This is a genomic window from Streptomyces sp. NPDC020192 (assembly GCF_044388685.1).
Lineage (GTDB): Bacteria > Actinomycetota > Actinomycetes > Streptomycetales > Streptomycetaceae > Streptomyces.
Genome location: NZ_JBIRXG010000019.1, coordinates 1 through 25126, shown reverse-complemented (window position 1 = coordinate 25126; position 25126 = coordinate 1). Strand labels below are relative to the sequence as shown.

The following is a 25126-nucleotide window of genomic DNA, read 5'->3' as shown; positions in this document are numbered from 1 at the left end:
CCAGGCCACACCCCGCCGGCCTCCGCCTCTTGATGCGACACGACCGCCCAGACGTCATTCTTAACGCAAGCTTGACGCCTGCCGAGCCGAGATCCATGGGCCCAGACATCACTCTCCGCATACGCTGGTGCGGCCGTCCGCGTGATGGCCGGAAAGAGCTGAGCCGCACACAGGAGCACGCCGATGGCGACGACCGAACACCCTCCTTCCAGTCGTTTGCGCGCCTGGATGCTGGAGGGGCTGTCCGACATGGGCAAGCACGGCGGCCATACGGGCCCCCACGCCGAACCGGAGCCCCCGCACAAGGGCCAGCGCTGGTACCGGGTGATGTGTCTGACCGGTGTCGACTACTTCTCGACCCTCGGCTACCAGCCGGGCATCGCGGCCCTGGCGGCCGGTCTGCTGTCGCCGATCGCGACGATCGTGCTCGTCATCGTCACCCTGGCCGGCGCGCTTCCGGTGTACCGCCGGGTCGCCGAGGAGAGCCCGCACGGCGAGGGCTCGATCGCCATGCTGGAGCGGCTGCTGTCGTTCTGGCAGGGCAAGCTGTTCGTGCTCACGCTGCTCGGCTTCGCGGCCACCGACTTCCTGATCACCATCACCCTCTCGGCCGCCGACGCCTCCACCCACCTGGTGGAGAACCCGCACCTCACCAGCGCCCTGCACGGCCACCAGATGGTGATCACGCTGTTCCTCGTGGCGCTGCTCGGCGCGGTCTTCCTCAAGGGCTTCCTGGAGGCGATCGGTGTCGCGGTGGCTCTGGTCGGGATCTACCTCGCGCTCAACGTGGTCGTCGTGATCGTCGGTCTGTGGCACGTCGTCACCGCCGGGCACGTCGTCACCGACTGGACCAGCGCGCTCACCGCGGAACACGGGAACATCTTCGTGATGGTCGGCGTGGCCCTGATCGTCTTCCCGAAACTCGCGCTCGGCCTCTCCGGCTTCGAGACCGGCGTCGCCGTCATGCCGCACGTCCAGGGCGACCCGGACGACACCGAGGAGAAGCCGACCGGCCGGATCCGGGACACCAAGAAGCTGCTCACGGCCGCCGCGCTCATCATGAGCGTCTTCCTGATCGCCACCAGCTTCATCACCACGGTCCTGATCCCGGCGAACGAGTTCAAGACCGGCGGCCCGGCCAACGGCCGCGCGCTCGCCTTCCTCGCGCACCAGTACCTCGGCGGCGCCTTCGGCACGGTCTACGACGTCTCGACCATCGCCATCCTGTGGTTCGCCGGCGCCTCCGCCATGGCCGGTCTGCTCAACCTGATGCCGCGCTATCTGCCCCGCTACGGCATGGCCCCGCACTGGGCCCGCGCCGTGCGCCCGATGGTCATCGTCTTCACGCTCATCGCCTTCCTGGTCACCTGGCTCTTTGACGCCAACGTCGACGCGCAGGGCGGCGCCTACGCCACCGGTGTGCTGGTGCTCATCAGCTCCGCGGCGATCGCGGTGACCATCGCCGCGCACAAGGCCGGGCAGCGCAAGTGGACCATCGGGTTCGGTGTGATCTCGGCGGTGTTCCTCTACACGACCGTCGTGAACGTCATCGAGCGCCCGGACGGTGTGAAGATCGGTGCCTGTTTCATCGCCGGCATCATCCTGGTCTCGCTGGCGTCCCGGCTGGCCCGCGCCTTCGAGCTGCGCGTCACCAGCGTGGAGTTCGATCCGCTGGCGGAACGATTCATCCGGGACATGGCCAGCCGCAAGATGCGGTTCATCGCCAACGAGCCCGGCCACCGCGACAAGGCCGAGTACCGCGACAAGATCGAGCAGATCCGCGCCGACAACGACTTCACGGAGCACGACGACTTCGTCTTCGTCGAGGTGACGGTCACCGACCCGTCCGAGTTCGAGGCGGGTCTGACGGTGCGCGGCGAGGTGCTGCACGACCGCTACCGGGTGCTGACCCTGGAGTCCGCGTCCATCCCGAACGCCCTGGCCGCGCTGCTGCTCAACGCCCGCGACATGACGGGCTGCACCCCGCACATCTACTTCGAGTGGACCGAGGGCAATCCGTTCGCCAACTTCCTGCGCTTCTTCCTCTTCGGCCAGGGCGAGGTCGCCCCGGTCACCCGAGAGGTCCTGCGCGAGGCGGAACCGGACCGGCCGCGCCGGCCGCGGGTGCACACGGGCTGAGGCCTGCGCCGAATGGAGGGCGCCCCCGCGCCCTACCTGCCGAACCAGCGCCGCGGCGGCCGTACCTCCAGCACCCCCATGCTGAGCCGGCCCCGTATCTCCACGCGCAGCACGACCGGTACGCCGGGGTCACCGGCCGGACGCACCTTGGTCTTGCCGTACTCGATCGCCAGCGAGTCGGCGTCGACGAGCACACCGGGCCGGGTGATCAGCCGCAGGGTGCCGCCGCGCATGTCTAGGTCGATGTCGAGCGCGCCGTGCGCGATCACCGCGTCGGAGAGGTCCAGGGTCACGTCTCCCCAGGCGGACTCGATCTCCATCCGGCGCGGCACCGCCCAGCCGTCCGCCCGTACCGTCGAGGCGCCCCGCTGCTCGATCCGGACGACGCCCTTCGCCGGGGTCTCACCGGCCACCTCCGGCAGGTCGGCGGTGAGCGCCGCGAGCTCGCCCAGCGTGCGCGCGGACAGCGCGGCCGCCACCCGCTCGTCCAGCTCCTCGGCCGTGATCCGGCCGTCTCCGGCGGCGCCCGTCAGCACGTCCACCACCCGGTCCCGGTCCGCGTGCGAGGCGCGCAACCCACCTGACATCTCCGTGGGCAGCAGCTCGGCCGCCATACCCTCACCCCGATTCAGAACGTCCCCGAGGGGAGCCATCATGCGGCACTAACGCTATATCGCGTTATACCCAACGGCCAACCCCACGCCCACGGTTCCCGCCGGGTGGCCCTATCGTGACCGGCATGCAGTCCTACACGATCGGCCAGGCGGCGCGGCTCCTCGGCGTGAGCCCGGACACCGCCCGCCGCTGGGCCGACGCGGGCCGGGTGGCCACCCATCGCGACGAGGCCGGGCGACGGCTCATCGACGGCAGGGATCTCGCCGCGTTCTCGGTCGAACTGGCCAGGACGGCCGGCGGCGAGGAGGACGCCTCCTACACCTCCGTGCGCAACGCCTTCCCCGGCATCGTCACGGCGATCAAGCTCGGCGACGTGGCCGCCCAGGTGGAGATCCAGGCGGGCCCGCACCGGCTCGTGTCCCTGCTGACCCGCGAGGCCGTCGAGGAACTGGGCCTGGAGGTCGGCATGGAGGCCACCGCGCGCGTGAAGTCCACCAACGTGCACATCGACCGCGTCTGACGACCTTGGCCCGGCGGGGTCACCGGCACAGCAGCGCCGCCCACAGATCGAGCCGGTCCCGTAGCCGGGACAGGTCACGGCCCGTCAGGCGCTCGATCCGCTCCAACCGGTAGTGCACGGTGTTCACGTGCAGGTGCAGCGCCTGTGCCGCACGCGCCCAGGAGCCGTCGCAGGCGAGGAACGTCTCCAGCGTGCCGAGCAGGACGGCGGTGGAGGGCCGGCCGGTCTCCAGCAGCGGGCCGAGGACCGTACGGGCGTAGGCGGTGCGCACCTCGGCCGGCACGCCGGTGAGCAGGGCGTCGAGGGTGGTGAGGGAGCGGGCGTCGGTGAGGCGGGAGGCGTCGGGCGCGGTGGTCCGGGCGGAGGTGAGGGCGTAGCGGGCGTGCGCGAGCGCACCGGCGAGCCCCTCGGGTCCCGCGGCGGGCGCGCCGGTGCCGCCGTGCAGCACGACCCCGGGCGCGCAGTCGGCGACCGGCGACCACACCTCGTCCGCCCATCCGTCCGGCACCCCGGACAGCACCGCGAAGGCACACCCGTCCGGCAACCGCCCGACGGCCCCCGCCGCGCGGTGCGCGCCCTCCCCCGGCTCCGCCACGGCACGCGCGACCACCGGCACGACACCGCCCGCGTCCCCGGCCACGCGCTCCCCGCCGACCTCCCCCACGGCGCCGCCGCCACGCGCAGCCACCGCATGCCCCGCCAGCTCCGTCAACGCGCCCTCGGCGAGCGGCCGTCCGTCCAGTTCCGGCTGCCGCGCGCTGGCGTCGGCGACGAGCACCTGGTACGGCCCGGTCTCCGGCAGCCCGCACCGTCGTAGCGCCGCCTCCACCGTGCCGTCCTCGGGTGCGTCCGGAGCGGCCAGCAGGGTGCCGAGTTCGTCCGCCGCGCGGGGCCCGGCCGAGGGGCGCCGGGCGCCGGCCTCCTGGCAGTGGGCCAGTACGGCGGCGACCTCGTGCAGCATGCGCGGCGGGGCGCCGTCCGGGTCGGGCAGGTACAGCAGCCGGCGCTCGTACGGCGAGACACCGCCCGCGTCGACGGAGGCGGTCATCCCGGCCCCGTCGGCGGCGAGCGCGACCGCCTCCCGCGCCGGCACCGGCGGCGCGCCCTCGGTGGCCGCGACCGTGCGGCCCGACGGCGTGAAGACGTACGCGGCGGTGCCGCCGAGGTGGGCGAAGGCCTCCGCGAGGACGGCATCCGGTCCGGCCTCCTGGGCGAGCAGCCGGCTCAGCCGCATGCGCGCGTTCTCCGGCAGCGCGTGATGCCGGCTCAGCCCGCCCCACTGCCGCAGGTACACGGTGTCGGTGATCGACCGGAAGATGATGTGCGCGGGCACCCCGGCCACCGGCACACGGTGGCGCACGCACGCCTCGACCAGATCCTCCGGCACACTCCCGTGGGTCTTCTCACCCGCGAGCAGCACGGCGGCCCCGGCATCCTTCAGGGCCGAGACGAATCGTTCCGTCTTGCCGGAGCCACCGTCGGGCGACCACCACACCAGCCCGCTCAGCACCACCTCGCCGGGCCGCACGAACCGGGCCGGGTCCTCCAGGTCGGTGACGGTCACTCCGCTGATGTCGCGCCGCAGCAGCGCGTCCTCGGCCCACAGCAGGCGCAGACCGAGGGAGGCGTCCCCCAGAAGGTGTTCGACGTGCATGTGCTGGCTCCTCGTACGGCCGCCGGGCGGCGAGCAGATCCCCCGGCCTCTCGCATTCACCAGGTGAGTGCGAGAGAAAGCATCGTAAATGCCAGCCTCCGGCAACGGAATGCCTCTTGGTGGATCCCCCAGTCGCAGCGTCCGGAGCGTCGCCGTTTCCGTGTCCTGAACCAGTCGTTTCGGCTGGTTCCCGTTGGTTCACTTCCGGCCATGGACCTGAACACGGTGGCCGAGACACGAGACGCCAGGCGGCCCGCGCCCTGGCGGCCGGGGGACGCCTGGCTCGGCGACGGGACGTATCTGTTCTCCGAGCCGCAGCCGCATCTGCGGCGCCTGGTGGACCTGAGCCGCATGGGCTGGACGCCCGTACAACGGCACCCGGACGGCTCGCTGGAGCTGGCCGCCACCTGCACCATCGCCCAACTGTCCCGTTGTGCCCGGGACTTGATCGCCCAGGCGGCGCCCCTCTTCGAACAGTGCTGCCGGGCCTTCCTCGCCTCGTTCGAGATCTGGAACATGGCCACGCCGTGCGGCCCGTTCCGGTGACGACGTCGGCGGCCTTCACGCGGCGCCCGGAGCCGTCCTGGGCGAGGAGCAGGCAGGTGCCGTCGAGCGCGGTCGTGAGGTCACCCTGCCCGCCCGCGCCCTGGCCTGCCGTACGGCGTACCGCCAGACCTCGCTGTACGGCCTCGGGCGCTCGGCCGCCCTCGTCATCGGCACCCTCGACCCGGTCGACCACTCCCTCACCGTCACCGTCACCGCCGCCACGGTCCGCCCGGTGCGGCTGTGGTTCCCGCTGCCGCCGACGGCCGAGGCGCTGCGGGCGGGTCTCGAAGGGGCCGTCGCGGACGGCGAGTGGTTCGACGACATGCACGGACTGCCCGAGTGGCGGCGGCACATGGCACTGCGGCTGGCGGAGGAGATCCGCCGGGAGCTGACGGAGGAGGGGCAGCGATGAGGGTCGAGGTCAACGGGCGGTCCCACGAAGAGGAGCCCCGGCCCGGCCAGTGTCTGCGCACCTATCTGCGCGAACGCGGCTGGTTCGGGGTGAAGAAGGGCTGCGGCGCGGGCTTCCAGTGCGGCTTCTGCACGGCCGGCTTCCTGGTGACCACGGCAGCCCTGAAGGAGGACCAACTCGCCGATCTGCCGAGGGCGTTCAAGGGCAACCTGTGCCGCTGCACCGGCTACCGGGCCATCGAGGACGCCGTACGCGGGCGCTACCGGCTCCCGCAGTATGCCGACGTGCCGCGCACCGAGGTGCACGTCATGGAGACGGCGGACGCGATCGGCCCGCTGGGCGCCAGGTCGATGAGCGAGAGCCCGTTCAACCCGGTCGCCCCGCCCTGGCCAACGCCTCGCGGGACGCGACGGGCGTGCGGTTCACGGAACCGCCGCTGCTGCGTGACCGGGCGTGGCGGGCGCGGGACTGAGTCCGACATGCGGCTACCGCCGCGCGGACGCGACCAGCCCCGACGACGCCGCAGACGACAAACGGCAGATTCCGGCCCTTCCAGCGGAGCGTTCGGCGCCGGGCCGGGTCGAAGTCCGGGCCGGCGTCGGCGAGGACGTCGTACAGGCGCGGTCCGGTGAAGCGGTGGCGCTGGATGCCGCTGGTCGCGCAGTCGAAGCCGACGTCCACCCGGTGCTACGGCCAGCGCAGCAGCTCCGGGACGGTCAGCCGGGCCGGATCGCCGGTCAGGGCGAGTTGCGCGAGCGTCATCTGCGACTACCTCCCGCTGGACGGTACCCGCACGGGTGCGCCGTACAAACGCACATGCAAGCTACACCGCACAAGTTCGCAGCTCATGCGATGTGACAGGAGACTTACCCCTGGCAGATGCGGCAGTATCATCGCCGCATGGCCCGGTTCCCCGGACGTGCCAGGGCGCGACGCTTGTTCCACAGAACTCGAGGAGTAGATCCGTAATGACCCGTTCCGTGCGCCGGACCCGGCGGATGCTGCAGGTGGCCGGCGCGGGAGCCGCCGCCCTGCTGACCCTGAGCGCCTGCTCCTCGTCCTCCGACTCGTCGGACTCGGCCACGTCCAAGGACACCTCGGCGTCGTCGGGCTCGTCCGGCTCGCCGAAGCTGTCCGGCGATGTCACGGTGTTCGCCGCCGCCTCCCTGAAGGAGAGCTTCACGACCCTGGGCAAGGAGTTCGAGCAGCAGCACCCGGGCGCCAAGGTCACCTTCAACTTCGGCGGCAGCGACACCCTGGCCGCGAGCATCACCGGCGGCGCCCCGGCGGACGTCTTCGCCGCCGCCAGCCCCAAGACCATGAAGATCGTGACGGACAAGAAGGACGCGGCCGGCACCCCGGCCACCTTCGTCCGCAACCAGCTGGAGATCGCCACCCTGCCGGGCAACCCGCACAAGGTGGCCTCGCTGAAGGACCTCACCCGGTCCGGCCTGAAGGTCGTGCTGTGCGACAAGACGGTGCCGTGCGGCGCCGCCGCGCAGAAGGCCCTGGACGCCGGCCACCTGAAGCTCACCCCGGCCTCCTACGAGCAGGACGTCAAGAGCGCCCTGACCAAGGTGGAGCTCAAGGAGGCCGACGCCGCCGTGGTCTACAAGACCGACGTGCACGCCGCTGGCGACAAGGTGCAGGGCGTGGAGTTCCCCGAGTCCGCCAAGGCGGTCAACGCCTACCCGATCGTCCTGCTGAAGAACGCGCCGAACGCCGCCGCCGCTCAGGCGTTCATCGCCCTCGTGCAGTCCGCCGAGGGCCAGAAGGTGCTGAGCGAGGCCGGGTTCCTCAAGCCGTGACCTCGTCTCTCGAGCCCGGCGCCGCGACCGGTCCCCGCACGGACCGGCCGCGGCGTCGCCGCGTCGGCACGGGGGGTCGGCTCGGGGTGCCGCTGCCGCTGCTGCTGCCGGGCCTGCTGGCCCTGGCGTTCCTGCTGCTGCCGCTGGTCGCGCTGGTCATCCGCGCGCCCTGGCGCAGCCTGCCGGACCAACTGGCCGGCACCGAGGTGTGGCAGGCGCTCCAGCTGTCCCTGGTCACCGCCACGGCGGCGACGGCCGTGAGCCTGGTCCTGGGCGTGCCGCTGGCCTGGCTGCTGGCCCGTACGGAGTTTCCCGGCCGGGGGTTCGTCCGGGCCCTGGTGACCCTGCCCCTCGTACTGCCGCCGGTGGTCGGCGGTGTGGCCCTGCTGCTCGCGCTGGGCCGCAACGGAGTCATAGGCAAGTGGCTGGACGCCTGGTTCGGGATCACCCTGCCGTTCACCAGCGCCGGGGTCGTGGTCGCGGAGGCGTTCGTCGCGATGCCCTTCCTGGTCATCAGCGTCGAGGGCACCCTGCGTGCGGCCGACCCGCGCTTCGAGGAGGCGGCGACCACACTCGGCGCGTCCCGCTTCACCGCGTTCCGCCGGGTCACCCTGCCGCTGATCGCCCCTGGCATCGCGGCGGGCGCGGTCCTCGCCTGGGCGCGTGCGCTCGGCGAGTTCGGCGCGACGATCACCTTCGCGGGCAACTTCCCCGGCCGCACCCAGACCATGCCCCTCGCGGTCTACCTCGCCCTGCAGAACGACCCCGACGCCGCCATCTCCCTCAGCCTGGTCCTGCTCGCGGTGTCGATCGCGGTGCTGGCGGGGCTGCGGGACCGTTGGATGACGGGAGCGTGAGCGTGGCGGCCGACCCGACGCATGTGCGAACGTACAGACCCATGACCGACATCGACGCCCCCCGAGCCGGCCTGCGAAAGGCGGGCGACGAGGGCCTCGACGCCCACCTCGTCGTGGACCGGGCCGCGTTCCGCCTCGACGTGACGCTCGCCGCCGCCCCCGGGGACGTCGTCGCGCTGCTCGGACCCAACGGCGCCGGCAAGACCACCGCCCTGCGCGCCCTGGCCGGTCTGGTCCCGCTGTCCGACGGCCATCTGCGGCTGGACGGCGCCTCCCTGAAGGGCACGCGCCCGGAGTCCCGCCCGGTCGGAGTGGTCTTCCAGGACTATCTCCTCTTCCCGCATCTGACCGCCCTCGACAACGTGGCCTTCGGACCGCGCTGCCAGGGCGCGTCCAAGGCCGAGGCCCGGGAGCGGGCCGCCGCCTGGCTGGACCGCATGGGCCTGGCCGACCACGCCCACGCCAAGCCGCGCCGGCTCTCCGGCGGGCAGGCCCAGCGGGTGGCCCTTGCCCGAGCCCTGGCGAACCGCCCCCGGCTGCTGCTCCTGGACGAGCCGCTGGCCGCCCTGGACGCCCGTACCCGCCTGGAGGTCCGGGCCCAGCTCCGCCGCCATCTGGCCGAGTTCGAGGCCGTCGCCGTGCTGGTCACCCACGACCCGCTGGACGCCATGGTGCTCGCGGACCGGCTGGTGGTCATCGAGCACGGCCGGGTCGTCCAGGAGGGCACCCCCTCCGACATCGCCCGCCACCCACGCACCGGCTACATCGCCCAGCTCGTCGGCCTCAACCTCTACCGGGGACAGGCGGACGGGCATGCCGTACGGCTCGACGCCGGGCCGTCCATCACGACCACGGAGGTCCTGTCCGGGCCGGTCTTCGTGGCGTTCCCGCCCGCCGCCGTCACCCTGTTCCGGGACCGGCCGACCGGCGCCAGCGCCCGGAACCTGTGGCGCTGCGAGGTCGAGGGACTGGAGCCGTACGGCGACCAGATCCGCGCCGACCTCACCGGCGAACTCCAACTGGCCGCCGACCTCACCACGGTCGCCGCCGCCGAGCTGGATCTGCACCCGGGTGCACCGGTCTGGGCGACGGTCAAAGCGGCACAGACGCACGCATACCCGGCCTGAACGCCCCCGCGCATTACGGTGTGGGGCCATGACCCTGAGCATCCGCAATCAGCTCCCCGGCACCGTCACCGAGGTCCGCCCCGGCGAGGCCATGGCCACCGTCAAGCTCCGGCTGGACGGTGGCCAGGACCTCACGGCGGCCATCACCGTGGAAGCGGCCCGCGACCTCCGCCTCACCGAGGGCACCGCGGTACGAGCCCTGGTGAAGTCCACCGAGGTCTCCCTCGCCACCGCCCCGGTCGGCCGGGTCTCGATCCGCAACCAGCTGCCGGGCACCGTCAGGGACCTGGCCACCGGCGCCGCCATGGCCACCGTGAAGATCGCCATCCGGGGCGGCGAACTGACCTCGGCCATCACCAAGGAGTCCGTCGCCGACCTGGGCCTCACCGCGGGCACCGAGGTCGTCGCCCTGATCAAGTCGACCGAGGTGGCGCTGGCGACGGCCTAGGCCCTGGACGCCCGGACATGCGGCAGGGCCCCGTCCGGAAACCGGACGGGGCCCTCTCACTCAGTCCTCGTACGCGTCCAGCGGCGGGCAGGAGCACACCAGGTTGCGGTCGCCGAAGGCCTGGTCGATACGGCGTACCGGCGGCCAGTACTTGTCGGCGGCCGAGACACCGGCCGGGAAGACGGCCTCCTCGCGGCTGTAGGCGTGCGCCCAGTCACCGCCGAGCGCGGCGGCGGTGTGCGGGGCGCCCCGCAGGGGGTTGTCCTCCGCCGGCCACTCGCCCGAGCCGACCTTCTCGATCTCCGCGCGGATGGCGATCATCGCATCGCAGAACCGGTCCAGCTCGCCCAGGTCCTCGGACTCGGTCGGCTCGATCATCAGCGTGCCGGCCACCGGGAAGGACATCGTCGGCGCGTGGAAGCCGTAGTCGATCAGGCGCTTGGCCACGTCGTCCACGCTCACGCCGGTCGCCTTGGTCAGCGGGCGCAGGTCGATGATGCACTCGTGCGCGACCAGGCCGCCGGGGCCGGTGTAGAGCACCGGGTAGTGCGGCTCCAGGCGCTTGGCGATGTAGTTCGCCGAGAGCACGGCGACCTGCGTGGCCCGCTTGAGGCCCTCGCCGCCCATCAGCCGGACGTACGCCCAGGAGATGGGCAGGATGCCCGCCGAGCCCCAGGGAGCCGCCGAGATCGGGCCCACGCCCGTCTCCGGGCCCGCGGCCGGCTGCATCGGGTGGTTCGGCAGGTACGGCGCCAGGTGCGAGCGCACCGCGACCGGGCCGACGCCGGGACCGCCGCCGCCGTGCGGGATGCAGAAGGTCTTGTGCAGGTTCAGGTGCGAGACGTCACCGCCGAAGTGGCCCGGCTTGGCGAGTCCGACCAGCGCGTTGAGGTTGGCGCCGTCGACGTACACCTGGCCGCCCGCCTCGTGCACCCGGGCGCAGATGTCGGCGACGTGCTCCTCGAAGACGCCGTGCGTCGACGGGTAGGTGATCATCAGCACGGCCAGCTCGTCGCGGTACTGCTCGATCTTGGCGCGCAGGTCCTCGACGTCGATCTCGCCGTCCTCGGCGGTCCTGACGACGACGACCTTCATGCCGGCCATCACGGCGCTGGCCGCGTTGGTGCCGTGCGCGGAGGACGGGATCAGGCACACGGTGCGCTGCTCGTCGCCGTTGGCCCGGTGGTAGCCGCGGACGGCCAGCAGACCGGCCAGCTCGCCCTGCGAGCCGGCGTTGGGCTGGAGGGAGACCTTGTCGTAGCCGGTGACCTCGGCGAGACGTTCCTCCAGCTCGCGGATGAGCGTGAGGTAGCCCTCGGCCTGCTCCGCGGGGGCGAACGGGTGCAGCCCGCCGAACTCCGGCCAGGTGACCGGCTCCATCTCGGTGGTCGCGTTGAGCTTCATGGTGCAGGAGCCCAGCGGGATCATGCCGCGGTCGAGCGCGTAGTCGCGGTCGGCGAGCTTGCGCAGGTAGCGCAGCATCGCGGTCTCGGAGCGGTGCTGCTGGAACACCGGGTGGGTCAGGTAGGCGTCGTTGCGCAGCAGCCCCTCGGGGAGGGCGTCGGCGGCGGTCGCGTCCAGCTCCTCGATGTCGCCCTTGACACCGAAGGCGGACCAGACGGCGTCCAGGGCGGCCCGCGTGGTGGTCTCGTCGCAGGCCGCGGAGACGTGGTCGGCGTCGACCGGGTACAGGTTGACGCCGTTCTCCCGGGCGGCGGCGACGACCTCGGCGGCCTTGCCGGGCACGCGCGCGGTGACGGTGTCGAAGAAGGCGCCGTGGACGAGCTCGACACCGCCGGCCTTCAGCCCCTCGGCGAGGATCGCGGCGTACCGGTGCGTGCGCCGGGCGATGGCCCGGAGCCCCTCCGGCCCGTGGTAGACGGCGTACATGCCGGCCATCACGGCGAGCAGCACCTGGGCGGTGCAGATGTTGCTGGTGGCCTTCTCGCGGCGGATGTGCTGCTCACGGGTCTGCAGCGCGAGCCGGTAGGCCTTGTTGCCGTCGGCGTCGACGGAGACGCCCACGAGCCGGCCGGGCAGGCTGCGCGCGAACTTCTCGTGTACGGCCATGTAGCCGGCGTGCGGACCGCCGAAGCCCATCGGCACGCCGAAGCGCTGGGTGGTGCCGACGGCGATGTCCGCGCCCAGCTCGCCCGGCGAGGTCAGCAGGGTGAGGGCCAGCAGGTCGGCGGCGATGGTGACCAGGGCACCCAGCTCGTGGGCCTGGTCGATGACCGGCTTGATGTCGCGTACGGCACCCGAGGCGCCCGGGTACTGGATCAGCACGCCGTTGATCTCGCGCGCGGCGATGTCGGCCGGGATGCCCTCGCTGAGGTCGGCGACGACGACCTCGACGCCGGTCGGCTCGGCACGCGTCTCGATGACGGCGATGGTCTGCGGCAGCGCGTCCGCGTCGACCAGGAACAGGCCCTTCTTGTTCTTGCCCATGCGCCGGGACAGCGCCATCGCCTCGGCGGCGGCGGTGCCCTCGTCGAGGAGGGAGGCACCGGAGGTGGGCAGCCCGGTCAGGTCGGCGACCATGGTCTGGAAGTTCAGCAGGGCCTCGAGCCGCCCCTGGGAGATCTCCGGCTGGTACGGCGTGTAGGCCGTGTACCAGGCGGGGTTCTCCATGACGTTGCGCAGGATGACGGGCGGGGTGAAGGTCCCGTAGTACCCGAGCCCGATCATGGAGCCGAGGACCTGGTTGCGGTCGGCGAGGGAGCGCAGCTCGGCGAGGACCGCCGCCTCGGTGCGGGCGCCCGGCAGATCGAGGGCGTCGGCGTTCTTGATCACGTCCGGGACCGCGGTGGCGGTGAGCTCGTCCAGCGAGCCGTAACCGACGTGCGCGAGCATCTTGGCCCGCGCCTCCTGGTCGGGCCCGATGTGGCGCTGCTCGAAGGGAATGCCTGCTTCGAGGTCGGAGAGCGGAATGCGATGGGCGGTCATTGCGGAGGCCTCCTGGTCTGACGCGACCTTCGAGGGGCACCACGGCGCGGGTACCCCGACGGCCTCCCCCTCTGTCATCTCAACCTGAGAGCTTCACCGGGCGCCCGAGGGTCCCGGCTTTCACCGTCGGTGAGGGCGGAAGCCGTCGACATCCGCCCTGCTTTCCAGAGTGACCTCGTCCGTGCGGTACGTGGGCCTGAGAGATTCCGGGGAGGATTTGCTCCTTCGGCGCCTCCGAAGAGCTCGGAGGACTCTCCCGCACGGGTTCAGCAGCCGACATCAGGTTACCAGCGAGGTCAACGGCCGAGCTCTCGAGTGGCCGCCTCCGTGAATGTGCTCTTTTGTAGTGCTTACGGATGAGTTGCGACCACGTGGAGGGAGAGGGACCGTGCTGACCGACATCGATCCGCGCAACCTGATCGGCCGCAAGGCGTTCGACCGCAACGGCGCCAAGATCGGCACTGTCGACGAGGTCTACCTGGACGACGCGACCGGCGTACCCGAGTGGGCGGCCATACGCACCGGCCTGTTCTCCCGCGACGCCTTCGTCCCCCTGGAGCCCAGTGAACTGGTCGAAGGCACCCTCCACGTCCCCTTCGACCGCGCCCTCATCAAGGACGCCCCGGACTTCGGCGTGGGCCGCCACCTCTCCCCCGAACAGGAACTCCAGCTCTACCACCACTACGGCCTCGACACGGCCCCACCCCCTTCGGTCCCGGACCGGGACTTCGGCAAACTGGCGGGTTCGGAGGAGTCCTGAACCCCCACCGGAAGCCAAGCTTCCTTCGAGTCTCGAGCTCCATCGGGAGCCTGCGCCTCGACCGGAACCCGAGCTTCGCCCGAAGCCTGGGGCTCATCGGGGACCTGAGGCTCGACCGGAGGCCGAGCTTCCCCCGAGGCCTGGGGCTCATCAGGGGGCTGGGCCACAACCAAAACCCGAGCCCCGCCCGAGACCCGACAACCATCAGAGGCTCGGCCCGCTACCGGAACCCGAGCTTCGCCCGAGACCTGGGCTCGCCAGAGGCCTGGGGCTCGACCGGAACCCGAGATTCATCCGAGACCTGAGCCTCATCGAGGGCCTGGGTCACGACCGGAGGCTGAGCTTCGCCCGAGGCCTGAGCCTCATCAGGGGTCTGAGTCTCGACCGGAACCCAAGCTTCCTCCGGGACCTGAGCCTCATCGGGGCCCTGAGTCTCGACCCGAGCCCGAGCCCCGCCCGAAGCCTGAACCTCGTCAGCGGCCCGGAGCTCAACTGGAACCCGAGATTCCTCCGAGGCTCGAGCTTCATCGGGGACCCGGGTCACGACCGGCGACTGAGCTTCGCTCAAGACCTGAGCGCCATCAGAGGCCCGGTCCGCTACCGGAACCCAAGCTTCCTCCGAGACCTGAGCCTCATCGGGGCCCTGAGTCTCCACCCGAGCCCGAGCCCCGCCCGAAGCCTGGACTCCATCGGGTCCCTGGGTCTCGGCCCGAACCTGAGCTTCGTCCGAGGCCACTTCATCCGAGGCACGGCCCTCGGCCCGAGCCCCGCCCGAGACCCAAGCCTCATCCGGGGCCTGAGCGTCGATCGGAATCCGAGTCCCGCCCGAGGCCTGTCCCCCGTTCCCGCCGCCCGCGTCCGGGGTCCGGGGCGGAGCCCCGTGTCGGTCACTGTGGGACCGACCGAGACGGGCGGGCGGGTGGGCAAAGACCGGAACCAACGGCAACGGCTCGGCAGACTCCAGCGCAGGATCCCCCACAAAAAACGTCCGCACTCGCCCCGGAGGGGACTGCGGCGTCTCGAACCGCACCGTCACCCGCCCCAGCCCACTCCCCTGCACCCACCCAGCCCCGTACTCGGCATGCCGCACATCCTGCCCGGCCCGCCACTGCCGCTCGACAGCCACCGTCCGCTCCGGAACGACCTCGGTCACACCGGCCTCCGGCTCCTCCGCCGGAGGCACGGGCATGGCCTGCGCGAACAGATCCTCCTGCGTGTAATCGGCCAGCCCGGAGACACCCACACCGAGCAGCCGTACCCCACCCGTGGTGTCCACGGAGTCCAGCAGCCGCCCCGCCGCCTCCCGGACGACCGCCGGATCGTCCGTGGGCCCGCGGAGCGTCTCGGAGCGGGTCAGGGTCGAGAAGTCGTACCGCCGCACCTTGAGCACGATGGTCCGCCCCGACAGCCCGGCCCCGCGCAGCCGTCCCACACACCGGTCGGCGAGCCGCTGCACCTCCAGCCCGATCCGCAGCCGGTCATGGATGTCCACGTCATACGTGTCCTCGACCGACACCGACTTCGCCTCACGCTCGGCGACCACGGGCCGGTCGTCACGGGCCAGCGCCATGGCGTACAGCGCGTGCCCGTGCGCCTTGCCTAGCAGCCGTACCAGCTCGTCCTCACCCGCCTCGGCCAGCTCCTCGACCGTGGTGATCCCGACCCGCCGCAGATGGTCCCCCGTGGCCGGCCCCACCCCCGGCAGGGTCCGCACCGGCATCGGCCCCAGCAGCGCCCGCTCGGTCCCCGGCTCGATGAGCACCAGGCCGTCCGGCTTGGCCTGCTCGGAGGCGATCTTCGCGACCATCTTGGACGCGGCGAGCCCCACCGACCCGGTGAGCCCAGTGACCGCCCGGATGTCCGCGCGCAGCTTGATCCCGGCCAGCCGCGCCGACTCCGCGTCCCAGGCCGTCCCCCCGGCCTCCAGATCCACGAACGCCTCGTCCAGGCTCAGCGGCTCCACCAGCGGCGACAGCTCCCGCAGCAGTGCCATCACCTGCTCGCTGATCGCCCGGTACAGCCCGAAGCGCGGCACCAGATACGCGGCGTTGGGCGCCAGCCGGCGGGCCTGGCCCATCGGCATCGCCGAGTGCACCCCGAAGACCCGTGCCTCGTACGACGCGGTGGCCACCACCCCGCGCGGCCCGAGCCCGCCCACGACGACCGCCTTTCCGCGCAGGCTCGGCTTGGATGCCTGCTCCACGGAGGCGTAGAAGGCATCCATGTCGAGATGGAGGATGGTCGGCGCACGTCTCACATCTCCGATGCTGCACCACGGCACTGACAATGCCCCGGCGCGGGAGGCCGATCGCGCGCGCTACGGCGGTCAGACCGCCCGGTTACGACGGCGTGCCAGCTCGTCCGCGGGGTTGTGCCCGACAAGCGTCTCGCCCGTGTCGACGCGCTCACCGTGCAACTGGGAGAGAGCGCTTTCCACGTCCCGCCACACCACACCGACGGCGATCCCGAAGATGCCCTGACCGCCCTGGAGCAGGGCGTGGACCTCGTCCGGGGAGGTGCACTCGTACACCGTGGCGCCGTCGCTCATCAGGGTCATCCGCTCCAGGTCACGGAAACCGCGTTCCCTGAGGTGCTGGACGGCCGTGCGGATGTTCTGCAGCGAGACCCCGGTGTCCAGGAACCGCTTCACGATCTTCAGGACGACCACGTCCCGGAAGCTGTACAGCCGCTGGGTGCCCGACCCGTAGGCGGGCCGCACGCTCGGCTCGACCAGGCCGGTGCGCGCCCAGTAGTCGAGCTGCCGGTAGGTGATACCCGCGGCCGCGCAGGCCGTGGGCCCGCGGTAGCCGATCTGTTCGGACGTCATCGACGCCGCCCCTCCGCCGTCCGGCACCACCGTCGGCCGCTGCGGAGCGTGATCGACCGGGCTGCTCGCTTGGGGGAACCCCCCGTTCGAACGCAGCTGAGAGCTCGAGGGAGGGTACGGACCGCTCTCCCCGAACCCGCGTCCGGGGGCACCCCCAGCCGTACCGTCGCCGCTGGTTCTCACGCCGACCTCCGTCCTTGACCTGCCGTCTCGACGGTAGGCAGTCACCAGGGGTGCGTCAACGATCGCCACACTCGGCACGCCGAGTGATAATCACCCAAGGAGTGGTTTCCCGTGTCCCACCGCGGGGAAAGGCTAGCCGAATGCGCTCGCGGGAAGCCCTGGGACGCTCTCAATGGCCGGTGGCAATTGCCCGCCCCACCGGCCGCGCGGGGTTCACGACAGCCGTCGTGCACCGCCCGTTCGTGGTCACCGATCGTCTGCCGTCGGTGGCCACGCGCGGTCACTGGCTGCTGGTGCCGAAGTCCTCGGGCGAGATCTGGTCGAGGAACTCGCGGAACTTCTCCACCTCGTCCTCCTGCTCGTCCGGGATGGCGATGCCCGCGTCGTCCAGCACCGTGTCACTGCCGTAGATCGGCGTCCCGGTGCGCAGGGCCAGCGCTATGGCATCGGAGGGACGGGCGCTGACCTCGACCCCGCTGGCGAAGACCAGCTCCGCGTAGAAGACGCCTTCCCGCAGGTCGGTGATGCGTACTTCGGTCAGCTCCTGGCCGACGGCCTCCAGCACGTCCTTGAACAGGTCGTGCGTCAGCGGTCGGGCGGGGGCCATGCCCTGCTGGGCGAAGGCGATCGCCGTCGCCTCCCCCGGCCCGATCCAGATGGGGAGGTAACGGTCGCCCCCCACTTCGCGCAGGAGCACGATCGGTTGGTTGGAGGGCATTTCGACCCGGACACCTACGACATCGAGCTCGTTCACACAGCAACCCTAGGCCGTGCCCGCTACGTTTGGGTAGTCGGGCCGGGAACAGGTGCCCGATCCGGCTTTCCGGCGGACCCCGGCCGTCAGGGCAGCCGCACGCCGAGAGCGGACTTCACCAGAGCCGTGTGCAGCTTCACCGCGAGCGCCGCCAGCTCCTTCGTACGGGCCTCGGCGAGTGCCCTGGTCTGGGGGTTGCGGTGGCGCTTGAGCGGGGCCACCACCTGGTCGACGAGCCCGGCCTCACGGTCGGCGGCGGCCTTCATCACCCGAAGATGGCGCGGCTCGATCCCGAACCGGCCCAGTTCGGCGACGAGCGCGGCCACGGTGACCGCCTCGGCGTCGTACGACCCGTCCGCCAGCGGAGCGATCAGCCCGTAGGACTCCCACTCCTTCAGTTCGCCCTCGTCGACGTCGGCCGCCGCCAGCAGTTCGGCCCTGCCGAGCCGGGCCACCGTGGGCCCAACCGGCAGCTCCTGAAGGTCCTCCGGGGTGCGCTGACGGCCGACGACGGGCAGCGCGACGGCCTCGCCCCGCTCCATGGCGTCCAGGTGCTCACGGATCACCTTGAGCGGCAGATAGTGGTCCCGCTGCATCCGCAGGACGTGCGCCAGCCGCTCGACGTCCCCGGCGCTGAACTTGCGGTATCCCGAAGGGGTCCGCTGCGGCTCGATGAGCCCCTCCGACTCCAGGAACCGGATCTTGGAGATGGTGACTTCGGGGAACTCGTCGCGCAGCACGTTCAGCACCGTGCCGATGCTCATCAGTCCACTGTCCCTGGCGGCGGTACCGCTTCCGGCACCGCCGCTCGGTGTTTGAAGCATGGACCTTCCCTGTGGTCCCCCCGGACACCGGTCCGGGGGTGGGTCAGATGCCCTGCCGGCTCGCGTAGAACACCAGCCGGTACTTGCCGATCTGCACCTCGTCGCCGTTCTGCAGGACGGCCTGGTCGATCGGCTCGCGGTTGACGTACGTGCCGTTCAGGCTGCCGACGTCGGCCACGGTGAACGAGCCGTCCGGCTGGCGGCGGAACTCCACGTGCCGACGCGACACCGTCACGTCGTCGAGGAAGATGTCGCTCTGCGGATGCCGGCCGGCCGTGGTCAGGTCGGCGTCCAGCAGGAAGCGGCTGCCCGAGTTGGGCCCCCGGCGCACCACCAGCAGCGCCGAGCCGAACGGCAGCGCGTCCACTGCGGCCTGCGCCTCGGGCGACAGCGTCGGGATCTGCGTCTGACCGGTGACCTCGGAGTCGTACGCCTCGAGACCGGAGATCGAGATCGTGGACGTCGTCTCGGAGGCGCGTTCCGGCGTCACTCCGGGACGCAGCGGCGCACCGCAGTTGGAACAGAAGCGGGCGTTCTCCGCGTTGCGGTTACCGCACCTCGTACACACCAGGACCGACATGGACGGATCCTCCTGCCGCGGCTGCCCCGCCGGGGCGTTGGACGCGTACGGGCCGGAGGCGAACCCTCCACCCGTACCTGAGGTCGACGGTTGCCCGAAACCTATGCCGCCGGACTGGGCAGGGTCAACCGACGCCCCGCCCTGGCCTCCGGAAATGTCACCGCCCGGACCAGCGACCTGGTCCCGGAACAGCGGGCGCTGGCCCTCCGCGTCAGGCTGGGCGCGATGACGAGCGGTCGCGTTCTCGCGCCCCTCTCGCGCGCTCTTGCCGAACAACTTCGCAAACAACTTCACGGGCGATTCCCCTTGACCGAAACAGACCCGCCCGTGGGGCAGGACGAACCCTGATTGCCTACACCGGCCGAGCCGGACATCTTCACAACGTCCGGATCCACCGGACAGTTTCCACCACGCACCACCTCTTCGATGCGCCGACCCCCCGCAACCTCATGCCCCTGCCGGACGTCCCCCATGCACCACCGGTTCACTAGGAGGACGACCGAGCGTAGTCAGGCCGCTTCGCCTGCCGCAAGGCGTCCACGACGATCTTGTCCGAGCCCTCGACCGTCACCGTGGCCTGCTCCTTCTCCAGGGTCTGCACCACTCCTCCCGGAATGTTCAGCGCCGGCTCCAGATCCTGCGGCCTGCCGATGACCTGGAAACGATAGGGAGCGTTGATCTTGTTCCCGTCGACGCTCACGCCGTTGCCGGAGTCCGCGAAGTACGTGTTCGCGACCACCCGCACCCCGTTGAGCTCGATCGCCTCGGCGCCGGCCGCGCGCAGCTCCTGGATCGCGTCGAGCAGCATGTCCGCCTTGACCATCCCCTTCGTGTCCTGGACCGTCATCGTGATGCCGGGACCCTGAGCCGCCACGGTGCCCGCCAGAATGCCGAGTTGCCGCTCCTTCTCGGCCGTCTGCCTGCGGGCCTCCGCCGCCTGGTCGGAGCTGCTCTGCAGCTCCTGGCGCTGCTTGTCGAGTCCCTGCTTCTCGTCCTCAAGACGCTGAGTACGCGAATCCAGTTCATCGAGGATGCGCACAAGATCTTCTTGCCGCGCGCCGCGCAGCGCGCTGTCGGTGTTGCTGTTGGACGCCACCTGCACGGCCAGGCCGAAGCCGAGGCCGAACAGCAGCAGGGCGACGATGAGTTGGGCCCGGGTGAAACGCGGCGGCCACAGCCCCTTGGCCAGCCGCTGCCTGCCGGTCACCGGGGCCTGGAGTCGCTCGGTTGCCTGTCCGGGCTCGGGCGCCGCGGGGGGCACCTCGGCCGGCAGCTCCTTGCGCAGCCTGTTCTCCGGCTGCTCTTTCGGCTCGCTCATGCCGGTCACGCCCGGAACACGTGGCGCCGGATCGCCGCGGCGTTGGAGAAGATCCGGATGCCGAGGACCACCACGACGCCCGTGGACAGCTGCGCGCCCACGCCCAACTTGTCGCCGAGGAACACGATCAGGGCGGCGACGACGACGTTCGACAGGAACGACACCACGAAGACCTTGTCGTCGAAGATCCCGTCGAGCATGGCCCGCAGGCCGCCGAAGACGGCGTCCAGCGCGGCGACGACGGCGATCGGAAGATAAGGCTCGACGACCGCCGGAACCTCGGGCCGGACCAACAGGCCGGCCACGACTCCCACGACGAGGCCCAGTACGGCGATCACGATGTGCCCTTCTCAGTCTTCTCGGTGCTCGGCTGTGCGGTACGGACGATCACACTCGGTGCGGCGGGCAACCGTACGTCGCCCTCGGTGGAGATGGTGGCGCGGATGCCGAAGTTCTCCTCCAGGGCATGCAGATACAGCCCGTCCGCGCCGTTCTGGAACCCCGTGCTCAACTTTTCGCCGTCCCCCACCGCCAGCACCGTGTACGGCGGCACCAGCGGCCTGTTGTCGACCAGTATCGCGTCTCCCGCGGCCCTGATCGCGGACAGGGCCGTCAGCCGCTGCCCGTTGATGGAGACGGCCTCGGCCCCGGACGCCCACAGGCCGTTGACCACGCGTTGCATGTCGCGGTCGCGCACCCGGCCGGTGTCGGAGAAACCGGAGGTCTCCCGCGGGCTGGTCGCGTCACCGCCGGTGCTGGCCTCCTTGGCATCGTTCACGACGAGCTTGACGCCCGGCCCGTGCACCTCGGTCGCGCCCGACAGGACGCCCACCAGATCCGCCTGTGCGCTGCCGCCGCTCGATTTCAGCGCGGCCCGCTGACGCGTGCTCACGTCGTCACGCAGCTTGTCGACGGTGCTCTGCAGCTTGTCCGCGCTCTTGGTCTCACTGTCGACGCGGTCGATCAGCTCCTGCCGCTCCTTGGCCACCACGGGCGCCGCCACGCGCGCCTGTGCCGCGCCGAGGGTCACGACCAGCGCGGCGAGGACGAGACCGCCCGCGAGGCCCAGCTTCGCCCTCAGTGTCCTGGGCAGCCCGCCCTCGCCCTGGGACGTCCTCCGGGCGGCGGCCTCGGCGTACCCGTCGTCGAGGCTGTGATCCATGACGTTGGTGATCAACGACATGGAGGCGTCCGGGCGCTGCGGTCGCGCAGGGTTGCTCCGAACGGGGGGTTGCTGCGGCATGCCGCACATCGTCGCATGTCGCGGGCAGTACCTCCGAATGGCCCCACCGACGTGCCGGACAGGCCCCCGTGGGGACACTTGTCCGGCACGCGCGCGTGCGCGGGTTCACACCTTCGGTTCGGTACGGCCCCGCTGTGCGGTCCTTACCGGCCGGCACTGTCCACGATGGCCGACCACTCGTCGAGCAGTCCCTGTGCGGAGGCGTCGTCGGGACCCTCGGCCCACAGATGGGTGACCGCCTCCGCCGGGTCGGGCAGCACCATCACCCAGCGCCCGTCCGTCTCCACGACCCGCACACCGTCGGTCGTGTCGACGAAGCGATCCCCGGCGGCCTCGACCACCCGCCGCATGACCAGCCCCTTCACGGCCCACGGCGTGGCCAGGTCCCGCTTGAGGACATGCGCCCGCGGGATCCGCGCGTCGATCTGGCTGAGCGTGAGCTGCGTCCGCGCGACCAGCCCGATCAGCCGTACGAAGGCCGCCGTACCGTCGTAGACGCCGCTGAACTCGGGGACGATGAACCCGCCCTTGCCGTCACCGCCGAAGATGGTCCCCTCCTCGCGCCCCACGCGCGTGAGGTCGTCCGGCGAGGTCGTGGTCCACTCCACCTGCGTACCGTGATAGGCGGCGACCTGCTCGGCGATCCGGGTCGTGGTGACCGGCAGTGCCACCCGCCCGCTGCGCCGCTCCGCGGCCACCAGGTCGAGCATCACCAGCAGCGCCCGGTCGTCCTCGATGATCCGGCCCTTCTCGTCCACGAGCGACAGCCGCTCGCCGACGGGGTCGAACCGCACACCGAAGGCGGCGCCCGAGGACGCCACTATCTCGCCCAGCCGCACCAGCCCGTTGCGCCGCACCTCGGCCGTCTCCGTGGGCCGCGACTCGTCGAGGCCGGGGTTGATGGTCAGCGAGTCCACCCCGAGCTTGCCGAGCAGGCTGGGCAGAACCAGCCCGGCGCTGCCGTTGGCCGCGTCCACGACGACCTTCAGGCCGGACTCGGCGATACCGGTCGTGTCGACGTTCCGCAGCACCGTGCCGGTGTACGAGTCGAAGACACTCGCCGGGAAGTACAGGTCGCCGATCTCACCGGGGAACGCCCGCCGGTACTCCTGCCGCGCGAACACCCGGTCCAGCTTGCGCTGCCCGCCCTGCGACAGATCGCCGCCCTGCCCGTCGAAGAACATGATGTCGACCGAGTCCGGCACACCTGGCGAGGTCCGGATCATGATGCCGCCGGCACTGCCCCGCGCGGTCTGCTGCCGGGCCACGGGCAGCGGCACGTTCTCCAGGTCCCGTACGTCGATGGCGCTGGCCTGCAGCGCGGAGATGACCGCCCGCTTGAGCGCACGGGCGCCCCGGGAGTGGTCGCGGGCGGTGGTGACGGTGGAGCCCTTCTTGAGTGTCGTCGCATAGGCCCCGGCGAGCCGCACCGCCAGCTCGGGCGTGATCTCGACGTTCAGGATGCCCGACACCCCACGGGCGCCGAAGAGATTGGCCTGGCCTCTGGACTCCCAGATGACCGAGGTGTTGACGAAGGCTCCGGCCTCGATGGTCTTGAACGGATAGACCCGGACGTTGCCCTGAACGATCGATTCCTCACCGATCAGGCACTCGTCACCGATGACCGCGCCGTCCTCGATACGGGCGGCACGCATGATGTCGGTGTTCTTCCCGACGACACAGCCCCGCAGATTGCTGTGCTGGCCGACATACACGTTGTCGTGCACGACGGCCTTGTGCAGGAAGGCCCCGCTCTTGACGACGACATTCGATCCGACGACGGTGTGCTCACGGATCTCCGCGCCGGCCTCGACCTTGGCGTAGTCGCCGATGTACAAGGGCCCGCGCAGTACGGCGTCCGGATGCACTTCGGCGCCTTCCGCCACCCACACACCCGGCGAGATCTCGAATCCGTCGATGTCGACGTCGACCTTGCCCTCGAGCACGTCGGCCTGGGCCTTCACATAGCTCTCGTGGGTGCCGACGTCCTCCCAGTAGCCCTCGGCGACATAGCCGTAAACCGGCTTGCCTTCCTTCATCAGCTGCGGGAAGACGTCACCGGACCAGTCGACCGGAACATCCGGTTCGACATAGCTGAAGACCTCGGGCTCCATGACATAGATGCCCGTGTTGACCGTGTCGGAGAAGACCTGGCCCCAGGTCGGCTTCTCCAAGAAGCGTTCGACCTTGCCTTCCTCGTCGACGATCGTGATGCCGAACTCCAGCGGATTGGGCACCCGGGTCAGGCAGACCGTGACCAGCGCGCCCTTCTCCTTGTGGAAATTGATCAGATCAGTGAGGTCGAAGTCGGTCAGGGCATCACCGGAGATGACGAGGAAAGCATCGTCCTTCAACGCCTCTTCGGCGTTCTTGACGCTTCCGGCAGTACCGAGTGGCTTCTCCTCATTGGCATACGTGAGCTCCATTCCGAGCTCTTCGCCGTCGCCGAAGTAGTTCTTGACGAGCGATGCCAGGAACTGGACGGTGACAACAGTCTCGTTGAGCCCGTGCCTTTTGAGCAGCCGTAGCACATGCTCCATGATCGGGCGATTGGCCACGGGCAGGAGCGGCTTGGGCATGCTAGAGGTCATGGGGCGCAGGCGTGTGCCTTCGCCTCCGGCCATCACGACGGCCTTCATGTCGGAAGCGTCCTCCTCGCAAGAGATGACGGTTAGCCGACTTCACCCGTCCTGATTGTCCCGCACTTTTCGACTGCGGGCCATCGATGCATAACGTCAGGACAATCGCCGAGCTCAATCGGCCGTGGCGTCCGTCCGGATCAAACGGCGGACCTGTACCACGTAGAGCACTCCTGCCCACCAGTAGAGCGTTGTACCCCATCCGGCGAACGCCCATCCGAAAACAGCAGCGAGTGACGCGATCCAACCGCTGCCGTCACTGAGGAGCAGCAACGGGAAGGCGTACATCAGGTTGAAGGTTGCGGCCTTCCCGAGGAAGTTCACCTGCGGCGGTGGATACCCGTGCCGGCGAAGGATGCCCACCATCACCAGGAGAACCAGTTCCCTCGCCAGCAGCAGCGCGGTCAGCCAGATCGGCAGGATGTCCCGCCAGGTGAGTCCGAGCAGCGTGGAAAGGACATAGAGCCGGTCGGCGGCGGGGTCGAGAAGCCGGCCGAGGCTGCTGATCTGATTCCAGCGGCGGGCGAGCTTGCCGTCGAGATAGTCGCTGATCCCGCTGAAGGCCAGCACGAGGAGAGCCCAGCCATCGCTCTTGGGACCCCCGAACTCGGGCCTGAGGATCAACCACAGGAAGAGGGGTACGCCGACGAGCCGCGCCATGCTGAGGATGTTGGGGATGGTGAGGACCCGGTCTGTCTGGACACGGGTCTCCTGGACCTCCACCCGGGAGCCTCCTGTGCGAAAACGAGCCAACGATGCCCCCTGACCCTACCTCAACGCAAAAAAGCTCCGGCCCTTGGGCATTGCCCAAGGGCCGGAGCTGTAAAAGGAGTTCGGCGGCGTCCTACTCTCCCACAGGGTCCCCCCTGCAGTACCATCGGCGCTGTGAGGCTTAGCTTCCGGGTTCGGAATGTAACCGGGCGTTT

At 70.6% G+C, this 25126-nt stretch carries 19 protein-coding genes, 1 rRNA gene, 5 pseudogenes and 1 riboswitch; of the genes and pseudogenes, 10 read left to right on the top strand and 15 right to left on the bottom strand.

Annotated elements, in window-relative coordinates; genetic code table 11:
• Positions 1 to 183: 183 nt before the first annotated feature.
• On the top strand, positions 184 to 2139 hold the full coding sequence (locus ACH47Z_RS31230) for an APC family permease (protein ID WP_399079617.1): 1956 nt from the start codon (positions 184 to 186) through the stop codon (positions 2137 to 2139).
• Positions 2140 to 2171: 32 nt separating this feature from the next.
• Here the strand turns inward: ACH47Z_RS31230 and ACH47Z_RS31225 are convergent, their stop codons facing one another.
• The gene (locus tag ACH47Z_RS31225) at positions 2172 to 2753 is read right to left on the bottom strand and encodes a DUF1707 domain-containing protein (protein WP_399079614.1); all 582 of its coding nucleotides are present in this window, start codon (positions 2751 to 2753) and stop codon (positions 2172 to 2174) included.
• A 125-nt stretch (positions 2754 to 2878) separates the two neighbouring features.
• On the opposite strand from ACH47Z_RS31225, the gene ACH47Z_RS31220 reads away from it, so the two are divergent.
• A complete protein-coding gene (locus ACH47Z_RS31220) occupies positions 2879 to 3274 on the top strand; it encodes a molybdopterin-binding protein (protein ID WP_399079612.1) in 396 nt (131 codons plus the stop codon).
• Between the two features lie 19 nt (positions 3275 to 3293).
• Here ACH47Z_RS31220 and ACH47Z_RS31215 read toward each other — a convergent pair whose 3' ends face one another.
• On the bottom strand, positions 3294 to 4928 hold the full coding sequence (locus ACH47Z_RS31215; protein ID WP_399079610.1) for a PucR family transcriptional regulator: 1635 nt from the start codon (positions 4926 to 4928) through the stop codon (positions 3294 to 3296).
• A 210-nt stretch (positions 4929 to 5138) separates the two neighbouring features.
• Here ACH47Z_RS31215 and ACH47Z_RS31210 point away from each other — a divergent pair.
• The 3 pseudogenes from ACH47Z_RS31210 to ACH47Z_RS31200 form a co-directional block, all read left to right on the top strand.
• A pseudogene (locus tag ACH47Z_RS31210) lies at positions 5139 to 5886 on the top strand (FAD-binding molybdopterin dehydrogenase).
• Positions 5883 to 6080: pseudogene (locus ACH47Z_RS31205) on the top strand (2Fe-2S iron-sulfur cluster-binding protein); the annotation flags it as partial. The pseudogenes ACH47Z_RS31210 and ACH47Z_RS31205, both read left to right, overlap by 4 nt.
• Before the next feature lie 51 nt (positions 6081 to 6131).
• Positions 6132 to 6358 (top strand): annotated as a pseudogene (locus ACH47Z_RS31200) (hypoxanthine oxidase); the annotation flags it as partial.
• Between the two features lie 92 nt (positions 6359 to 6450).
• On the opposite strand, the pseudogene ACH47Z_RS31195 reads toward ACH47Z_RS31200, so the two are convergent.
• Positions 6451 to 6648: pseudogene (locus ACH47Z_RS31195) on the bottom strand (hypothetical protein); the annotation flags it as partial.
• Positions 6649 to 6854: 206 nt separating this feature from the next.
• Here ACH47Z_RS31195 and modA point away from each other — a divergent pair.
• Genes modA through ACH47Z_RS31175 form a run of 4 tightly spaced genes read left to right on the top strand, consistent with a single transcriptional unit; the run spans position 6855 to position 10126 of the window.
• Complete coding sequence (modA, locus tag ACH47Z_RS31190) at positions 6855 to 7694, top strand: molybdate ABC transporter substrate-binding protein (protein WP_399079608.1); 840 nt, start codon at positions 6855 to 6857, stop codon at positions 7692 to 7694.
• Positions 7691 to 8551, top strand: coding sequence for a molybdate ABC transporter permease subunit (gene modB, locus ACH47Z_RS31185; RefSeq protein WP_399079606.1), 861 nt, complete (start codon positions 7691 to 7693; stop codon positions 8549 to 8551). The genes modA and modB overlap by 4 nt, the downstream gene beginning before the upstream one ends.
• Positions 8552 to 8592: 41 nt before the next feature.
• Positions 8593 to 9678 carry an ABC transporter ATP-binding protein gene (locus ACH47Z_RS31180; RefSeq protein ID WP_399079604.1) on the top strand — a complete coding sequence of 362 codons (1086 nt, stop codon included), beginning with the start codon at positions 8593 to 8595 and terminating at the stop codon, positions 9676 to 9678.
• A gap of 28 nt (positions 9679 to 9706) precedes the next feature.
• Positions 9707 to 10126: a molybdopterin-binding protein gene (locus ACH47Z_RS31175; RefSeq protein ID WP_399079602.1), complete on the top strand. Its 420-nt coding sequence runs from the start codon at positions 9707 to 9709 to the stop codon at positions 10124 to 10126.
• A gap of 60 nt (positions 10127 to 10186) precedes the next feature.
• On the opposite strand, the gene gcvP is transcribed toward ACH47Z_RS31175, so the two are convergent.
• Positions 10187 to 13072, bottom strand: a complete 2886-nt coding sequence (gene gcvP / locus ACH47Z_RS31170) for an aminomethyl-transferring glycine dehydrogenase (protein ID WP_399079600.1) — start codon at positions 13070 to 13072, stop codon at positions 10187 to 10189.
• Between the two features lie 174 nt (positions 13073 to 13246).
• Positions 13247 to 13341: riboswitch (glycine riboswitch) on the bottom strand.
• 119 nt (positions 13342 to 13460) lie between these two features.
• Between gcvP and ACH47Z_RS31165 the strand changes: the two genes are divergently transcribed.
• Positions 13461 to 13832 (top strand): PRC-barrel domain-containing protein, encoded by a 372-nt coding sequence (locus ACH47Z_RS31165; RefSeq protein ID WP_399079598.1) that lies wholly within the window; start codon positions 13461 to 13463, stop codon positions 13830 to 13832.
• Positions 13833 to 14766: 934 nt separating this feature from the next.
• Here the strand turns inward: ACH47Z_RS31165 and ACH47Z_RS31160 are convergent.
• The 11 genes and pseudogenes from ACH47Z_RS31160 to rrf form a co-directional block, all read right to left on the bottom strand.
• Positions 14767 to 16089, bottom strand: a pseudogene (locus ACH47Z_RS31160) (DNA polymerase IV); the annotation flags it as partial.
• A 69-nt stretch (positions 16090 to 16158) separates the two neighbouring features.
• Positions 16159 to 16842, bottom strand: coding sequence for a MerR family transcriptional regulator (locus tag ACH47Z_RS31155; protein WP_399079596.1), 684 nt, complete (start codon positions 16840 to 16842; stop codon positions 16159 to 16161).
• A gap of 280 nt (positions 16843 to 17122) precedes the next feature.
• Positions 17123 to 17596, bottom strand: a complete 474-nt coding sequence (locus ACH47Z_RS31150; RefSeq protein ID WP_026253112.1) for a bifunctional nuclease family protein — start codon at positions 17594 to 17596, stop codon at positions 17123 to 17125.
• An 86-nt stretch (positions 17597 to 17682) separates the two neighbouring features.
• Positions 17683 to 18420, bottom strand: a complete 738-nt coding sequence (locus ACH47Z_RS31145; RefSeq protein ID WP_399079594.1) for a MerR family transcriptional regulator — start codon at positions 18418 to 18420, stop codon at positions 17683 to 17685.
• A gap of 43 nt (positions 18421 to 18463) precedes the next feature.
• Positions 18464 to 19294 carry an FHA domain-containing protein gene (locus ACH47Z_RS31140; RefSeq protein WP_399079592.1) on the bottom strand — a complete coding sequence of 277 codons (831 nt, stop codon included), beginning with the start codon at positions 19292 to 19294 and terminating at the stop codon, positions 18464 to 18466.
• A gap of 193 nt (positions 19295 to 19487) precedes the next feature.
• Positions 19488 to 20318 (bottom strand): DUF881 domain-containing protein, encoded by an 831-nt coding sequence (locus tag ACH47Z_RS31135; RefSeq protein ID WP_399079952.1) that lies wholly within the window; start codon positions 20316 to 20318, stop codon positions 19488 to 19490.
• A 5-nt stretch (positions 20319 to 20323) separates the two neighbouring features.
• Positions 20324 to 20656, bottom strand: coding sequence for a small basic family protein (locus tag ACH47Z_RS31130; RefSeq protein ID WP_003988855.1), 333 nt, complete (start codon positions 20654 to 20656; stop codon positions 20324 to 20326).
• Positions 20653 to 21501, bottom strand: coding sequence for a DUF881 domain-containing protein (locus ACH47Z_RS31125; RefSeq protein WP_399079589.1), 849 nt, complete (start codon positions 21499 to 21501; stop codon positions 20653 to 20655). Before ACH47Z_RS31125 ends, ACH47Z_RS31130 begins: the two co-directional genes overlap by 4 nt.
• Positions 21502 to 21704: 203 nt before the next feature.
• Complete coding sequence (locus tag ACH47Z_RS31120) at positions 21705 to 24200, bottom strand: sugar phosphate nucleotidyltransferase (RefSeq protein WP_399079587.1); 2496 nt, start codon at positions 24198 to 24200, stop codon at positions 21705 to 21707.
• A gap of 114 nt (positions 24201 to 24314) precedes the next feature.
• Positions 24315 to 24923, bottom strand: a complete 609-nt coding sequence (locus tag ACH47Z_RS31115; protein ID WP_399079584.1) for a CDP-alcohol phosphatidyltransferase family protein — start codon at positions 24921 to 24923, stop codon at positions 24315 to 24317.
• Between the two features lie 108 nt (positions 24924 to 25031).
• Positions 25032 to 25126, bottom strand: a 5S ribosomal RNA gene (rrf, locus tag ACH47Z_RS31110); the annotation flags it as partial.

Bases quoted from the DNA above. Each gene is read 5' to 3' on its own strand.
- ACH47Z_RS31215 (WP_399079610.1), bottom strand. From the start codon at position 4,928: ATGCACGTCGAACACCTTCTGGGGGACGCCTCCCTCGGTCTGCGCCTG.
- ACH47Z_RS31120 (WP_399079587.1), bottom strand. From the start codon at position 24,200: ATGAAGGCCGTCGTGATGGCCGGAGGCGAAGGCACACGCCTGCGCCCC.
- ACH47Z_RS31180 (WP_399079604.1), top strand. From the start codon at position 8,593: ATGACCGACATCGACGCCCCCCGAGCCGGCCTGCGAAAGGCGGGCGAC.
- ACH47Z_RS31220 (WP_399079612.1), top strand. From the start codon at position 2,879: ATGCAGTCCTACACGATCGGCCAGGCGGCGCGGCTCCTCGGCGTGAGC.
- ACH47Z_RS31230 (WP_399079617.1), top strand. From the start codon at position 184: ATGGCGACGACCGAACACCCTCCTTCCAGTCGTTTGCGCGCCTGGATG.
- ACH47Z_RS31135 (WP_399079952.1), bottom strand. From the start codon at position 20,318: ATGAGCGAGCCGAAAGAGCAGCCGGAGAACAGGCTGCGCAAGGAGCTG.
- gcvP (WP_399079600.1), bottom strand. From the start codon at position 13,072: ATGACCGCCCATCGCATTCCGCTCTCCGACCTCGAAGCAGGCATTCCC.
- ACH47Z_RS31225 (WP_399079614.1), bottom strand. From the start codon at position 2,753: ATGGCGGCCGAGCTGCTGCCCACGGAGATGTCAGGTGGGTTGCGCGCC.
- ACH47Z_RS31175 (WP_399079602.1), top strand. From the start codon at position 9,707: ATGACCCTGAGCATCCGCAATCAGCTCCCCGGCACCGTCACCGAGGTC.
- modA (WP_399079608.1), top strand. From the start codon at position 6,855: ATGACCCGTTCCGTGCGCCGGACCCGGCGGATGCTGCAGGTGGCCGGC.
- ACH47Z_RS31145 (WP_399079594.1), bottom strand. From the start codon at position 18,420: ATGCTTCAAACACCGAGCGGCGGTGCCGGAAGCGGTACCGCCGCCAGG.
- ACH47Z_RS31125 (WP_399079589.1), bottom strand. From the start codon at position 21,501: ATGTCGTTGATCACCAACGTCATGGATCACAGCCTCGACGACGGGTAC.